This is a genomic window from Armatimonadota bacterium (assembly GCA_013314775.1).
Lineage (GTDB): Bacteria > Armatimonadota > Zipacnadia > Zipacnadales > JABUFB01 > JABUFB01.
In genome coordinates, this window is sequence record JABUFB010000008.1 from 79,773 (window position 1) to 95,026 (window position 15,254).

11 protein-coding genes are annotated in these 15,254 nt (G+C 62.6%); 4 read left to right on the forward strand and 7 right to left on the reverse strand.

Annotated elements, in window-relative coordinates:
* Positions 1–49: 49 nt before the first annotated feature.
* From pstC to HPY44_07865, 4 genes are all read right to left on the reverse strand, one after another.
* Positions 50–1,000, reverse strand: coding sequence for a phosphate ABC transporter permease subunit PstC (gene pstC, locus HPY44_07850; GenBank protein ID NSW55909.1), 951 nt, complete (start codon positions 998–1,000; stop codon positions 50–52).
* 95 nt (positions 1,001–1,095) lie between these two features.
* The gene (locus HPY44_07855; protein NSW55910.1) at positions 1,096–2,040 is read right to left on the reverse strand and encodes a PstS family phosphate ABC transporter substrate-binding protein; all 945 of its coding nucleotides are present in this window, start codon (positions 2,038–2,040) and stop codon (positions 1,096–1,098) included.
* Positions 2,041–2,214: 174 nt separating this feature from the next.
* Positions 2,215–3,996, reverse strand: a complete 1,782-nt coding sequence (locus HPY44_07860) for a PAS domain S-box protein (GenBank protein ID NSW55911.1) — start codon at positions 3,994–3,996, stop codon at positions 2,215–2,217.
* 4 nt (positions 3,997–4,000) lie between these two features.
* Positions 4,001–4,684, reverse strand: a complete 684-nt coding sequence (locus HPY44_07865; GenBank protein ID NSW55912.1) for a response regulator transcription factor — start codon at positions 4,682–4,684, stop codon at positions 4,001–4,003.
* Between the two features lie 342 nt (positions 4,685–5,026).
* Between HPY44_07865 and HPY44_07870 the strand changes: the two genes are divergently transcribed.
* From HPY44_07870 to HPY44_07880, 3 genes are read left to right on the forward strand one after another with little or no spacing between them, the layout of a single operon-like run.
* Positions 5,027–6,274, forward strand: coding sequence for an alpha-L-fucosidase (locus HPY44_07870; GenBank protein ID NSW55913.1), 1,248 nt, complete (start codon positions 5,027–5,029; stop codon positions 6,272–6,274).
* A gap of 13 nt (positions 6,275–6,287) precedes the next feature.
* On the forward strand, positions 6,288–8,444 hold the full coding sequence (locus HPY44_07875) for a hypothetical protein (protein NSW55914.1): 2,157 nt from the start codon (positions 6,288–6,290) through the stop codon (positions 8,442–8,444).
* A 33-nt stretch (positions 8,445–8,477) separates the two neighbouring features.
* On the forward strand, positions 8,478–9,332 hold the full coding sequence (locus tag HPY44_07880; protein ID NSW55915.1) for a sugar phosphate isomerase/epimerase: 855 nt from the start codon (positions 8,478–8,480) through the stop codon (positions 9,330–9,332).
* Positions 9,333–9,341: 9 nt separating this feature from the next.
* On the opposite strand, the gene HPY44_07885 is transcribed toward HPY44_07880, so the two are convergent.
* Genes HPY44_07885 through HPY44_07895 form a run of 3 tightly spaced genes read right to left on the reverse strand, consistent with a single transcriptional unit; the run spans position 9,342 to position 14,478 of the window.
* The gene (locus HPY44_07885; protein ID NSW55916.1) at positions 9,342–10,751 is read right to left on the reverse strand and encodes a hypothetical protein; all 1,410 of its coding nucleotides are present in this window, start codon (positions 10,749–10,751) and stop codon (positions 9,342–9,344) included.
* 34 nt (positions 10,752–10,785) lie between these two features.
* Positions 10,786–13,143, reverse strand: coding sequence for a hypothetical protein (locus tag HPY44_07890; GenBank protein ID NSW55917.1), 2,358 nt, complete (start codon positions 13,141–13,143; stop codon positions 10,786–10,788).
* A 27-nt stretch (positions 13,144–13,170) separates the two neighbouring features.
* Positions 13,171–14,478: a hypothetical protein gene (locus HPY44_07895; protein NSW55918.1), complete on the reverse strand. Its 1,308-nt coding sequence runs from the start codon at positions 14,476–14,478 to the stop codon at positions 13,171–13,173.
* Between the two features lie 368 nt (positions 14,479–14,846).
* Here HPY44_07895 and HPY44_07900 point away from each other — a divergent pair, with 368 nt between their 5' ends.
* Positions 14,847–15,185: a thioredoxin fold domain-containing protein gene (locus HPY44_07900; GenBank protein NSW55919.1), complete on the forward strand. Its 339-nt coding sequence runs from the start codon at positions 14,847–14,849 to the stop codon at positions 15,183–15,185.
* Positions 15,186–15,254: the final 69 nt, after the last annotated feature.

The following is a 15,254-nucleotide window of genomic DNA, read 5'->3' on the forward strand; positions in this document are numbered from 1 at the left end:
TCGCTGTGCACGTCCTCGAGATGTTGCGAAGGGGCGCGCTTCGGTCACTTCAGCGGGTCTCCACGTGCTTCTGGGAATTGGTCACATAGTCCGCGGCAGTGTTCACAGCAAAAGTGATCAGAAACAACAGGACGCCCAGCATGAACAGGGCATGGTAATGCTCGGTCTGATGCGCCGTCTCGCCCATTTCGGCGGCGATGGTGGCGGTCATGGTACGGACCGGACGAAACAGGCCGTTCGTAAGTTTCGGGATTACCGGCGAATTGCCGGTGACCATCAGCACCGTCATCGTCTCGCCCACGACGCGCCCGATGCCCAGCATGATTGCCGCGATGATGCCTGACCGGGCGGCAGGGAGCGTCACCGTGATGATGGTCTGCCAGCGCGTTGCCCCGAGAGCCCAGGAGCCCATGCGATAGGATCGGGGCACTGCATTCAAAGCGTCCTCGGAAATGGACACGATGGTGGGAAGAGTCATCAGTGCGAGCATGATTGCCCCCGTGATCGCCGCCATCCCCGTAGGCATGTTGAGGGCGCTCTGAAGCCATTCGGGCCCTGGGATGGCATCACCGACCGAGTTCGCTGCGCCCTTTACCCAGGAACCCAGAAGCATAAGGCCCACGAAGCCGAACACCACGGACGGAATCGCAGCAAGTATCTCGACGATTGGTTTTACTACCTCGCGCACGGAAGACGGGGCCACTTCGGACAGGAATGCCGCACAGGCCACGCCCAGAGGAATGGCGATGACCAGCGCCGCGGCGGTGACCAGAAAGCTGCCCAGGATCAGGGGCAGGAACCCGAACTTCGCGGGAGTCGATGTAGGCCGCCACTCCTGGCCGCTGATCAACTCACCCAGGGTGGTTGTGCGCAGAATCGGGAGGGCGTCCTTGAGTAGGAAGACAAGGATCAGGATGACGAAGATGATGGAAGCCACGCCGGCGAACTTGATCGCGGCTTCAATCACAGCTTCCCATGTCCGCCGCAGATTGCGTCTCATCCGAAGGAGCCCTGCTTTCCTTTCTTGGCACAGCGGCACTGGCCGGCGTTGGGCGGCCAGTGCCGCTTCAGGTCAGGTATACGCGGCAAGGACCACTACTTGACGGGGACGAAGCCCTCGTCTGCGACGATCTTCTGCCCCTCGTCACTCATGATCCACTCCAGGTAGGCGGTGACCTCGGGGGAGGAACCCTTCTTCGTGTACATGAACAGCGGGCGCGAGATGGGGTAGGAGCCGTCCTTGACGGTGTCCACGGCCGGGGAGACGGGTTTGCCGTCTTTACCCACAACCGGGACCGCCTTCACCGCATCGGTCAGGTAGCCCAGGCCGATGTAGCCGATTGCGTTCTCGGTCTTGGCCACCTCGTCGTGAATCGCGCTGTTGGACGGGAGCATCACGATGCTGGCAGCAAAATCGAGACCGCTGTCCTTATCGCCCTTCTGGACCACGGCCTCCTTGAAATACTCATAGGTGCCCGAGGTGGTATCGCGGGACAGGGTCACGATCTCGCCCTTGCCTCCCAGAGCCTTCCAGTCCGTAATGGCGCCGGTGTAGATGTCGGAGAGCTGCTCAATGGTAAGCTTCTCAATGGGGTTAGCCTTGTTCACGATGACCGCGATGCCGTCGTAGCCGATGAGGTTCTCAACCGGCTCGATCCCCTTGGCTTTGCAGGCCTCGACCTCCTCATCTTTGATGCTGCGGGAGGAATTGGCGATGTCGGTAGTGCCTTCCTGGAGGGCCTGGAAGCCCGTGCCGGAACCGCCGCCGGTAACGGAGACTTCGATACCAGGCTTGACAGCCTTGTAGGCCTCGGCCAGGGCCTGCGCGACCTGGAGGAGGGTGTCGGAACCTTTCGCCTGAATGGTGGTCGTGGCGCTACCCTCGGCGGGAGCGGATCCCTCCGGCATGTTGGCGCCACCCAATTGGGCAGGGTCCATGGAGGGCTGGTCGGTCGGCTGCGGCTTGGGGCAACCGGCAATAACCAGCGAGACGCAGACGACGAGGACGACCAACAGCGCGGACAACTTGTGAGCGGACATCCGTCTTCTCCTTCGCACCTTTGAGTGTGGTGGGTGATTGTGGAGCCCTGCCCTCGAGGGTCACGTCTTTCCGAAGGGAGGGAGGAAGCAAGCCACACGCGGACAGGGCTCTCTTACGCGATAAAGCGTAGCGCGAGAGAATGAACCATCCATTAAGCAATGGTTAAGCCCATGTTAAGACGACTCGGCGCGCAATTCGGAGTCAGACGGAGCACTGGCGGGGACATGGATGATGAACCGTGAACCACCCTCGTCAGGGCATTCGACCCAGACCTTGCCACGGTTTGATTCAACCGCATGCTTGACGATGCTCAGGCCGAGGCCGGTGCCCCCGAGGGCACGGGACCGGGCGCGGTCTACGCGGTAGAAACGCTCGAAGATGCGCTCGCGGTCGCCGTATGGGATGCCGGGACCGGTATCCGCGACCACCAGCTCAACGGTTCCATTGATACTTCGGGCTTCCAGCGTAACGCGCCCTTCGGCGGGGGTGTACTTGATGGCGTTATCCAGGAGATTGACCAGCGCCGCCGCGAGGGAGTCTTCTTGACCCCAGACGGTAAGGTCATCCGGTACCTCTATACTCACGTGAAGGCCTTTCTCGTGGGCCTGAGGGGCAAGTCGCTCAAGGGTGCTCTCCATGAGCCTGCGGACATTGACCGAACCTGGCGCCAGGGAGACCGGCGCGGCTTCCATACGGGCCAACGCCATCATATCATTGATGAGACGCTCCAGGCGGACCGTGTTCTCAACGATCTGCTCAACGAAGCGCGGCGCGGCGGCGCTGTCGGAAATCGCCCCGGAGTGCAGCGTCTCGGCTAAGGAGCGGATTGCGGCGACCGGCGTGCGTAGCTCGTGGCCTGCGTTCGCCACGAAGTCCTGGCGCACCAGCTGGAGGCGTTTGATTTCGGTGATGTCGCGCAGTGAGGCCACTGCGCCCACGATCTGTCCGTCCTCGCCTTCCACCGGGCTTGTCGCGGCCGCCACGTGGCGATGATCCGCTGCGGCGATGCGCACTTCGCCCTGCACCAAGGTGCGCAGACGCAGGGATCGGCGCACCATATCCCGCAGTTCATAGTGCTTCACAACTTCGTTGATGTGGCGCCCCAGAGCTTCACCGGGCGCCACTGAGAGGAGGCTTGCGGCTGCGGGGTTGAAGAGCTGGATCGTCTCGTCGGTACCCACAACAATGACCCCGTCAGCCATGTTATCCAGGACCGAGCTGAGGTACGCCGATCGCTCCTGGAGCCTGCGGCGAGTCTGCTCGAGATTCTCCGCCATGGTGTTCAGGGCGATAGCCACGTCAGATGTTTCATCGCGCGCATCCACGCGGGCACGAGCGGACATGTCGCCGGACCCGATCCGTCGCGCGACATCGGCGACGTCGGCCAGAGAGCGAGTGATGCCGCCGGCAAGCCAGACGGCGGCGAGAACGGCCAGCAGAGCAGTTATGAGCGCGATGGTCAGGATCGTCCCGGTGATGCCGGCAGAAGCATGACGAACCCCGGACAAGGGCATGGCGAGCCGCACCGTGGGCTTGTCAGGACCCGCCGATTCGGCCACGTAGAGCATGGGAATGCCCACTGTGGCGCTCGGCCTCACGGACCAGGCCAGTCCCGTCTGCCGGGCCTCCACGATCTCGATCCGGGTATCATGCGGCTCCATGGTCTCCGGGTCGGCGGCGGAATCCGCAAGCACACGGCCGTTCGGCGCGACCAAAGTGACCCGCGCGTTGCATCGTGCCGACAGGTCGGCGACAAGGTCTTCCAGATCAGCACCCGGCTCTGCTCGATCAATGGCGGCTCGGATAAGCCTGGCGGCGCCTGATAGATCCTCACGCAGGCGTGTGGTCATGGCGTCAGAAACAGTCTGGCGCACCACAAGATTGAGCCCCACGCACATGAGGACGATCAGTGCGGAGTAGGCAGCGGCCACTTTCCACTTCAGTGTGAGACGCATTTTCTCAGTCCGCCAATTTGTAGCCGATCGCTCGCACGGTCAGGATACGCTTGGGTGAGCTCGGATCGTCCTCGATCTTCTGCCGCAGCCATCGAATATGGACGTCGACGGTGCGCGGGTCGATATACTCGCTTTCCTCCCAGGCCTGTTCCAGGATCACGTCGCGGGTGAGCGCCCGGCCGTGGTTCCGCGCCAGGCATTCCAGCAGGTTGAACTCCCGCGGAGTGAGGTCAACCTCGCGCCCGGCCACCGTGACAGTGCGACGCGCGGTGTCCACGATGAGGTCCCGCACCTGCAGCACATCGTCCTCGTTCTCGTCGGCTTTACGGGCCCTGCGCAGGATCATCTTCACGCGTGCAACCAGCTCGCGCATATAGAACGGCTTCGTGATGTAGTCGTCAGCACCCAACTCGATACCCGCAACTCGATCGCTCTCAGAATCCCTGGCGGTGAGCATCACGACAGGGGCCGAGGAATGCTTTCGGATGGCTCGGAAGACGTCGAGCCCACCCATTCCGGGCAGCATGAGATCGAGCAGCACCAGATTCGGCTTGCTCTCCACCGCCTGCGCAAGACCGGAGGGCCCATCATACTCCACCAGCACCTGGAAACCCTCCTGCCGGAGACTGTAGGCGACCGAATCCGCGATACTTGTATCGTCCTCGATGATGAGGATCGTGTCGGACATCCTGTTCCTCGAGCCGGAGGCGGTGTTCACCGTCGGCTTTCGTTTCGTCACAGTTGATCGCGTCTCCTCCGAGGGAGTTCTCGTGGCGCATTCGGATTCCGCGAGGGGTGCCCCGAACTCATTCCCCCGCGCCAATGCAAGCCCACGTATGCATGTTAGTGGCGCGATCGTTAATCATGCATTATGCATGTGTGAAGCTTTTGTTAAGTATACATGTCTCAGCACCAGGGGGAGGTATTAGCCCAGTCGGACGCGAACTGCCCCGTCATGACAGGCTCTGGCAAGGCATCCGGCCTCCCTGCCTGGCCCCCGTCTCATTTCCACGCTGAAAGGAACGCGCCCATGCCCACCGCAATTCCGACCCCGCGCCAGTTGGAGTACCAGGACTGGGAGTTCGGAATATTCCTTCATTTCGGAGTCCGCACGTTCTACGAGGGCCACCGCGACTGGGATGGCAAGCCCATGTCTCCGGAAGGCTTTCAGCCCTCAGCCCTGGACTGCGAGCAGTGGGTCACCACTGCGAAGCAGGCCGGTGCGAAGTATATGGTGATGACCGCGAAACATCATGACGGCTTTGCTAACTGGCCCTCGAAGTACACCGATTTCAGCGTCGCATCCAGTTCCTGGCGAGACGGCAAGGGCGATGTCGTCCGCGAGTTCACCGATGCGTGCCACAAGCACGGTATGGGCGTGGGGCTTTACTACTCGCCGGCCGAAGCCTCACCCACCTTCCACACGCCGGAGCAGTATGACGACAAGTTCGTCGGACAGATCAGCGAGATTCTGGACGGATACGGGCAGGTGGACGTGCTCTGGTTCGACGGGTGCGGGTCGGAAGGCCACGAGTATGACTGGCCCCGAATCGTCCAGGAGATACGCCGGCTGCAGCCGAATGTGCTGATCTTTAGCATGGCCGACCCGGACATCCGCTGGGTGGGTAATGAAGCCGGTCTCGCACCTATGCCCATCTGGAACACGGTGAGAGAGGTGCCTTTCAGCATACAGACCCAGGGCAAGGTGCGGGTGGATAGCGGCAGCAAGTGGCTTCCCGCAGAGTGTGACTGCCGCATGCGCGAAGTCAACTGGTTCTACAGCGACCAGGACGAGCACACCATCAAGAGCGTGGAAGAACTGATGGGATTGTACTACATGTCTGTGGGTCGGGGCTGCAACCTGCTGCTCAATATCGGCCCGGACCGGCGGGGTCTCCTGCCCGATGCCGACGCAGCGAGACTGCTTGAGTTCGGGGCCGAGGTCAGGCGCCGCTTCGCCAATCCCCTGACCCGGCTCGCCGATTTTGAGCGCGAGAATGAGACTCGCTGGGGCTGCCAGTTGCCGGAGCCGATGCTCATTGACCATGCTGTCATTCAGGAAGATTTGACACGGGGCGAGCATGTGCGACGGTTCGAACTGAAAATGCTCACGACTTCCGGACACGACCCGATTGTGCTGTACCGGGGGGACAATATCGGCCACAAGGCCATCTGCCGTTTCCCGCTGGTGAAGGCCCGGAAGGTCTGGCTGGAAATCCTGGAGCAGGATGGCGATGTTGATCTGCGCGAGATCTCGTTCTTCAATGCATGCGGCTAGTTGGAGGCGTGAGATGATGCGAACAGCAGTCATGACTGGAGTGATCCTCATGGCGCTCACCACGGCCGGGCATTGTGACGAATGGGACACCTGGCCGCCGCGTTCTTATCTCGTGCGGAGCCTGATCGCGTCGGTGGAAAGCATCCTCGCGTCTCAGGACCCGGCGACCGGCAGGTTCGGGACGCAGCCATGGATCTGCACAGATCAGAACGTGCTGCTGCCATTGGCGGCAGCCTGGGCTATCGAAGACCCGGAAAACCCTTGGTACCACGATGCGCGCCTGCTCGAAGCCATCGGCAAGGGCGGCGAAGCGCTTGTGGACGACCAGGACGCGAAGGGCATGTGGATTTTCCGCAAGAAGGACAACTCCACGTGGGGCCAGATACACATGCCCTGGACCTACAGCCGCTGGATCCGCGCCTACACGCTGGTCCGGGATGCCCTCCCGCCGGCGGTGCGTGAGAAATGGGAACGTGGCCTGAAGCTGGGGTACTCCAATATCCGCACGTACTTCGCCAACTCGGTGCACAACATCCCCACCCACCACGCCATGGGTCTTTATATCGCGGGAGAAGCCTTCGGGATGCAAGACTGGAAGGACGCCGTGGGGCCGTTCATGGCGGAAGTGGTCGAGCACCAGGACCCGGCGGGGTACTGGTCCGAGCACTCCGGGCCGGTGGTGGGCTACAACGCGGTTTACGTGGAGGCGCTTGGCGTCTACTACTGCTTCTCCCGGGACCCCGTGGCCCTGGAGGCCCTGCGGCGCTCGGCCCTGTTCCACTCCAGTATCCTTTGGCCTGATGGTTCCTCGGTGGCCTGCATCGACGAACGGCAGGTGTATCACCCCGGCGTGGATCGCGGAAACGTGGGTTTCTCCTGGACGCCCGAGGGACGTGGCTTTCTCCTGGCTCAGTTGCGCCGGTACTCCAACGGCGGCACCAGGCTCGTGGATCCCGACTGGGCCGCGAGCATGCTTCTGTACGGTGGGTCAGGCGAAGGAACCCCGCCGCCAGCGGGGGCGGATAAAGGACAGACCATCGTGGGGACCAATGGCGCGCTCATCAAGCGTGACAAGCCTTGGCAGTGGGCGCTGTCGGCTTACGCCTGCGAGGTCAGCAAGAGCCGGTGGATTCAGGATCGGCAGAATCTGCTGGACATCTTCCACGACGAACTGGGGCTGGTTGCGGGTGGCGGCAACACCAAGATGCAGCCCTTCTGGTCCACCTTCACCGTGGGCGACACTTCGAAGCTCCAGCACAAGCCGGGGGATGAGAACCCCGACTTCACCTCCGCCGACGGGCTTCGCTGGACCCCGGACTCGGCCTCCGTCGACCCTCTGGAGGAGCCGTCGCGGCTGTCGCTGAAGTACGGTCAGATCGAGTGTTCGGTGGCTGTTGAAGCGCTGGAGGACGGTTCTCTCGCGGTCACCTACCGCGCGCCGTCCGATGTGGGCGTCGAAGCGCACCTGCCTTTGATGAACCGCGGTGGCAGGCTTAAGCTGTCGGGCGGCGGTACCATTCCACTGGATGCTGCGCCTGTAAACCTCAGCCGGGACCAGACGGGTGCGCACGTGGAGTTCAAGGGCCTGCTGATTGACCTGCCCGAGGGCGCCAGTCTCCTTTGGCCCGCGAGGCAGCACAATCCGTACACCAAGGACGGCTCATCGCCCCTGTCCAATGCCAAACTTGTCGTGGTGATGCCGTTCACCGACGGGGTTACGGAGCAGACTGTGCGCTTGTCGCGAGTAGCGCCACCGCCTTTCGACGGCCTGGTTTTCGAGGCCCGGGATATCCCTTCCGTGTCCGAAACCGGCACGCGCACCAAGCGCCTGGATGACGTGGGCTCCCAGTTCCTGGGCGCCGAGAGGGTCGGCGAGTCCATCACCTTCACACTGCCCGCGGTGCCTGCCGGTGGCTATGAGCTGTATGGCGAGTTCGTTCTCGCCCAGAGCTATGGGATCGTCCAGGTCTCGCTGGACGGGCAGCCGGTGGGCGAGCCCTTCGACGGCTACTCTCCCGCGCTGGAGAGCGACGGACAGCGTGTGAGTTTCGGGAAGGTCACCCTTACCGAAGGGGAGCATAAGGTCAAGCTCCAGGTCATCGGCAAGAATGCGAAGTCAGAGCGGCATTTCATCAGCGTCAAGCGCTGGTTGCTCAAACCGGTCGACTGATTCGAACACGACACAGTGAGGAAGGGTTCACAGATGCTTATCTCCGCCACAACCGTGATGCTGCCGCAGTTTGACATGCGTGAGACTGCCCGATTCCTGTCGGACCTGGGCTTCGACGGCGCCGAATGGCGCTGCCGACACATCCCGGAGGGCCAGCAGGGGAAACCCTTCTCCCCCTGGGGCAATGTGAAGAACGACTTCAGCCCCAACAACCTGGCGGAACGCGGCGAGGAGTTGCTGGCCGTCAGCGAGGAATATGGACTGAAGGTGGTGGCTTTGGCTACCGCTATGCCGGCGAGTGACCTGGATGAGGTTCGCAAGGTTGCCGAGGGCTGCGCGAAGTGGGGCATTCCCATGTTCCGGCTCGGTGCGCCGCGAGGGTACTCCCGAGACGAAAGCTACCCCAGCCTGATCGAAGACACCATCGAGGCTTTCGGCAGGGCCCTGGAGATCACAAAGCCCCTGGGTGTGCGCGTGATCCTGGAAATCCACCGCAACACCGTGGCCTGCAGCGCCACCCAGGCGTGGAACATCGTGCGGCACTTCGACCCGGCCGATGTGGGAGTGATTTTCGACATCGCCAACATGAGCCTGGGCCAGGGATATGAGCCCTTCAAGATGGGCCTGGACCTGCTGGGTCCTTACGTGGCTCATGTGCATGCGGGAGGCGGCAGAGTGAGCCCCGGTGAGCGCGACGACAAGGGACAGCTCACCTGGAATTGGGACACCTGCGATCTTGCCGACAGCATCGCGGATGTCGCCGAGTTCGTGGGCGACCTGGAAGCCATGGGTTACCAGGGGTTCATCTCGGTGGAAGACTTCCGGGACATGGACCCGGCGCAGAAACTGGGGGAGCAGTTGCGCTTCCTGCGGTCTGTGAGCTCCTGACCGGGCCCATCACCACAGCTTGACCCGTGCGTAGTACAGCGTCGTCACAGGCGCTCCCACGCGGGTCCCGATCAGGTCCAGCGTGGCCGACGCCGGCGACCCCCCGCGCGGGGTCGCAGTGAAGAATTCAGACAAGGGGAACTTCAGGGGCAGTCGCACAGGCTGCCCCTGACTGCCGTCCGGCAGCAATTCCACGACGCGGTTCTCCCAGTACCTTTTCCCGGCGGCGTCCCACCCAGAAACGAACAACACGGCGAACAAGCGCCCCTCCGACGTGACCTGGAAGCGCGGCCTGGCACCGGGTACCTCGTTTCCCAGCCCTTCGCCGGTTTCCATTATCGTGGACTGCCGGATGATCTCCCCCTCCCGCAAGACCGCGTATCTGATTGCGTGAATCCTCTTGATGTCTGGAAAGTGCTGGTCTCGCAGAGCCTGGCTGATTGGCCCCTCGTACCACAGGACGTGGGCCGCGCCGTCTTCATCCACCCACAGATCGCCGGGAAACAGCCAACCGCCAGTTGCGAATGTGTTGCTGATTTCCACCCAGTCAGTGAAGGGTGTGGTGGTGATGTTCGGGGTCCGGGTGATCATCAGCCTGCGCCAGCGATTGCCCCACTTGCGCCCGGTCAACCCGGCCTCGGCTTCCGGCTTGCCGACACGGTCCCAGTTGTCATACGCGACCGCCCCCGTGATCCAGGCAGCCCGTCCTTTGAGCACCACGCTGCCGTAGTGCGGGCGACAGTGGGTGCTGCCGTAGGGCTCGATGTCTCCCGGTCGCGCGGGGGGCGACTCCAGCCTACCGGTTGCCCACGTTCCGTCACTCTTGAGCAGCGCCCACTCCTTGTGCAGGTACCCCACGTTGTTCAGCACCAACACCTCGCCCGATACGGGGTCGGTGCAGAAGTATCGGTACGTGTGCTCCGTGAAGGCAGGGGCGCCGTCCCATTCCGGCAAGAGCACTGTCGGTGGCGCTTTCGGGTCTGATGAGTCAAACTGCAGCAATTGGGGTTGGGCCGGTCCGCCGCCCTGCTTCTGTGGATCGGTGACCAGCGTCGGATGAGCGGAGATGATCAGCCGGCCGTCGGGCAGCGCTACAAGGGGACAAGGCTCGCGGGTGCGGCCCGTGGGATCCGCCTGCTGGAGCTCCCAGCCCTGTTCGGTGCGTTGATACAGCGTCCAGCGCACATTGTTCAAGGGCTTCGCTTCCGGCAGGGTCTCCAGCCCGGTGGTGAACAGACTGTCGCCGACGCGCACGAGTATTGGGCAGCCCCAACACCAGGTGGGCGCCGCACCATTGTCGGCAGGAGTGTAGCTGTAGACCTCTTCCTCCGCCTCCACGGTGGGGTTCAGGGGTGCTTTGCCATCGGCCAAGCAACCGGCAGGGATGAGGAAAGACAGGAGCAGGCCTGTCGCAAGCATAGTATTGCCCTCCATTGCGTTGGAAAGGGCTGGGCTACTCCCACGGGTCGCCTGGCAGGCTCGGCGCGTCTGCCGGAACCACCCATATCGACCTGTTCAGCCGACCGCCAGGCTTCCCTCCGCCCACCTGCAGGATTCGCAACTTGTACTCGCCCGCAGTGGGGAAGGTTACGCGGACATTGGGCACCGGGCCCGTCCAGGTTGGCTCGTCCATCTCGAGGACAATCTCACCCGCAGCATTCTCGACTTCAATCCGAAGACGCCCGCCGCCCCACCATCGCGACATCTGGAAGTAAACCGTGTGCTCGACGCCGACCTGTTCTTCGGGGATCGCCACCGTCCACTCGCCGCCCCGCGGTGTTTCCTCGGTCCACCATTCGAGAGCCGGGTACTGCACTTTCTCGGGGTTCATAAAGCTCTCGTCGGTCATCCCATAGGCGTGCAGGTTCCTTGTCGCATCCAGCCTGTACGGCCCGTAGCGGGCCATGATGAAACGCCGCGTCGCCTCAAGACGCGCGCTGCGGTTCGCGTCCAGTCGCGCGCCGCGCAACAGCGCGATGCCGGCGGCTTCCTGCTCACGGGTGTAGCGCGCCACCAGATCATCTGCGAAGGCACGATCCCGCGCCAGAAGAATGATCTGCCCGGACTCAAGGCGGGGCAACTCGACAGAGAAATGCTCTCCGCCTTGCGTCATAGTGAGATCGCGGATCGCCCCGTCCTCAACCAGGCCGGCATATCCCACCCGGAGCCACGGCATCTGCGGCCCGGTGAAACGCAGTTCCGTCGCCGGGGTCTGCACAAAATCCGTGGGCAGGGACTCGTAGTCGTCATTGACGGCCACCACAAGCATGGCTTCAGTGCCGCAGATCAGGCTGCTGGTCCAAACCTTGTCCTGGTTGCACTTCACCATATCGCGGCGGTGGGCCTGTAGGATTAGCGGCTCCAACAGCTTGAACCGGCGATAAGTGGTGGCCACGGCGTTCAGCACGTCCGGGAAGTTCGGAGCACCGTAGAAGTGGCACCAGTCGGCCTTCTCGTCGAACCATTCCCAGCCGCTGAATCCTCGGGCGCCCGCACCAAGCGCATAGAGATACTGGATCGTAACCTCCGGCGCGAAAGGTGGCCTGCGGAACCGCATCTCCGCATTCTGACGATCCTCGAAATCCACTTGCGGCACCATCTCCACGCGGCGCGGGCCGGCCGCGGAGCGGCAAGCTTCGGTGACATCGCGCACCCAGGAAATCGGCTGACCCACAGTCAGCGGGTAGCAATCAGGCGCCACGATATCCGGAATCTGCGCATAGACGAAGTAATTCGCAGGTTTGAAGGTCAGGTCCAGCGTAACCTGCACCGGCTTGAGGGGATCGGCCTCGGCGCACTGCTTCGTGTGCGCCACGATATCCGGGGCGTGGAAGCCGATGCGCATGGGCATGGGCCACTCGTCCGCTGAATAGTCCCAGCAGTCCGGCTCATCGTGCAGTATATAGGCGTGTACCGCCGGGTGTCCGCGGACCTCGGGCGCTGGCGGGTTGTGGTTCACATGGAAGGCGTTTCGCATGCCGTAGGCGGCGTAGCGATCCAGTTCCGAACGAGATTGCCCTCCGAAATGCGCGGCGGTGTTCAATCCAAGCTTGATGTTCCGCTCCAGGTCGGACGCGCCATACATCCCCAGACGCAGTACCGGCTCCAGGGTTCGTAGTGTGCAGGCGGCGGAGCGACCGGCTGCGTCCTCCAGCCGGTATGTATGAAAGGACCCCGGTGCCAGGTCTTCCGGCGCATTGATGTGCACGGGGCAGACGCCTTCGAAGAAACCAGGCGCCGGAAGGTCGCTGACTGCTGTCACGTCCTTCCCGTCCAGGAACACCCGGACGATACGGCAGTCCTCATCGCGGATCTGCTGTGCCACGAGGAACACGGTATCCGCGGCAGGCCAGGCGACCGTCTCGATGCGAAAGGGCGGGGGCTCCAGCGGGACGGTGACCCGCATCTCGCCGTGGGGCGCCGAGAGCACAAGAGTGGCATCTCTCTCCATCGGGTACCGCAAACGCACGGACACCTCGGCACACTGGCCAGGTGGGATAGGGTTCGGCCAGGTGCGCCACCAGATGACCTCGTGGCGCTCGTTATTGCGCAGGTCGGTCAGGGCTGTGCCGTCCAGCGACAGCGCATCCACTTGCGCCGGCGCGTCAGAGTGGTTGCGCAGGTAGACCTTCAGCAGGCCTGCGCGTTTGCTCTGGCTGGCGAAATCTGCCAGGCCCGGCGCTCCTTCACTCCAGGCGTATTGGCCGCCGATGTCAACATGATAGTAGGCGCACTCCACGGCGACTGCCGCAGCGTTCAGGCACGTCGCGCGGAGCGCAAGTCCGGCGATGAGTGCAAGTTCGAAACGCATGGGCTCTCCTTTGCTGTGCAGAGCAGTTCAGTAGGGGGCCGGGTAGCCTTCGACACCGACGGGTTTCGTAATGCGCCACGGGCTCTCCGGGAGACGCGCAAGCCACGGGGTCGCCTGTGGACCACAGCCGCACGGGTAGTCCTGGGGACGATATCCGACGACCGGGCCAAGTTCGTCCCACATCTGGGTCGTCTCGGTACACAGGACAATGGGTATCTCCGGATTGTGCCTGCGGATCTCCGTAATGCAGAACTCGTAGATTTCCTTCCGCACCCAGTGGGGGAAGGGTTTCACCTTCAGGTCCTTCATCTCATCGACGGACTCGCGTGCGGCTTGGAGGTACACAGGGTCTAGCATATCCTCGTCGATGATCTTCAGCATGTCGTCGCAAGTCATCCAGGCCAGCGTAAACAAAGCGATGAGGTCCGGGTTGCTGCGTTCAAAGACCATGCGGGTCATATCTGCAATCTCGTCCCGCCAGTTGCGCGTGGGGATGATCGGCTTGTATTTGTAGCGGGTGCAGATGCCCATCTCGTCACACTTGCGGGCAGCCTCGATGCGCTCGGCCGTGGTTGCCGAGCCGCGCTCCAGCAGAGTGCTCTGCGTCTGCGTGGTCAGGCTCCAGACGATGATCGTGTGCTTCCGCCCGGAGGGGGAGACGTCGGCAAGAAAGTCCACATTCGCGCTCTTGGAGTGGATCAGCAGGTAGTGGTCGTCGGTGGTCCCGAAGTACTCGGCAAGCGCCGGGACCGCGCCGTATTCGGGTTCCAGCGCGAGCGCTTCGGAGTCGTCCTCAAACAGGTACGTCTTCTCCCACGGATTGGCCCTGACCAGCTGGTCCAGGTGCTCGATGTACTCCTCGATATTCATCATGACCGTGATCAGTGAGCCCAGTCCGCAGTAACAGCAATGATGGGGGCATCCGTTGGTGAGGTGAATCCGCCACGCCGGTCGGCAGATGTGATCCGGGCAGGGCGCAATCCTGCTCATGTGGGAGTCAAACCAGCGAAAGGCGTCATATCCGTAGGCGCATTGCAGCGGTCCACCCGCACCAGGGTGGCCTTCCAATACGGCCTTCGAGTCCCAGGCGTTGTCGAAACGCATGACCCCCAGGAACCATGCGGGGTCGGAAAAGTCCTTCGTCGCGCCCATTCTCTGCCGGGCATGCGCCCAGTCGTGACGGATGGAGAGCTCGGGAATCTGGTCCTTGGAGATGACCTCGACGGGAGTGTCCGGCGGGATCGCAGACAACATCTTGTCGACGCGGGCTTTCATGATGGGATCCCGCAGCACTTCGTCGAGGATGGCGACGTAGGGTGGGCGGAGAGTGTACATGATGAATATCACCTTATGGACGTGCATGGCAGAGTATGTTCCCCGGAATAAGGCAGTTCCTTTCAACTCGACGGCAGACCTCCACTGGACTCGAGGAGTGCATCTCAGACCTGTGCGCATCTGTGCGTCATCTGATCGCTGGCCCGAGGGTGTCTGGACCAGTCGAGATCATGCGCTCTCTCTGTTCGGCATGGGTTGTGTCTAGAACCTTCTCCGAAGAGGGGAGGCATGGTGTCGCTGCGACACCCGGGGCCGGCACGCCTTCCATTGAATCGATGATCCAGACGCTCTCTTGACGTGGCAATGGGATTTGGATCATCCTATGACCCGGCGGGGCACAGCCTGTCTAATGGAGAGGGCATCGAGGTATGAGCGAAAAGACAAACGGGATCATCGAGCTGACTGACACGGACTTCGATGCCGGGGCCGTTGCGGAAGGCTGGTGTCTGGTAGACTTCTATGCCACCTGGTGCCCGCACTGCAAGGCGTTCCGGCCCGACTACGAGGCATTCGCGGACAGCTACGGCGGTCCGGTCAAGCTGTACGCTGCCGATGTTGATGCGGCGAAGAATGCGACAAAAGCCCACAAGGTGCGCTCGATTCCCTGTCTTGTTCTCCTGCGCGACGGCGAGATTGTGAAGACCAAGACCGGCGCGATGAAGCCCGACGCCCTGGCAGCGTGGATCGAGGAGCACGTGACCGATTAGAGCGGCTTGCCCGGCGACTTCGTCACGGGCGCGTGGGGCGACCTTGCCGATTGCCTGAGGATGGCTGTG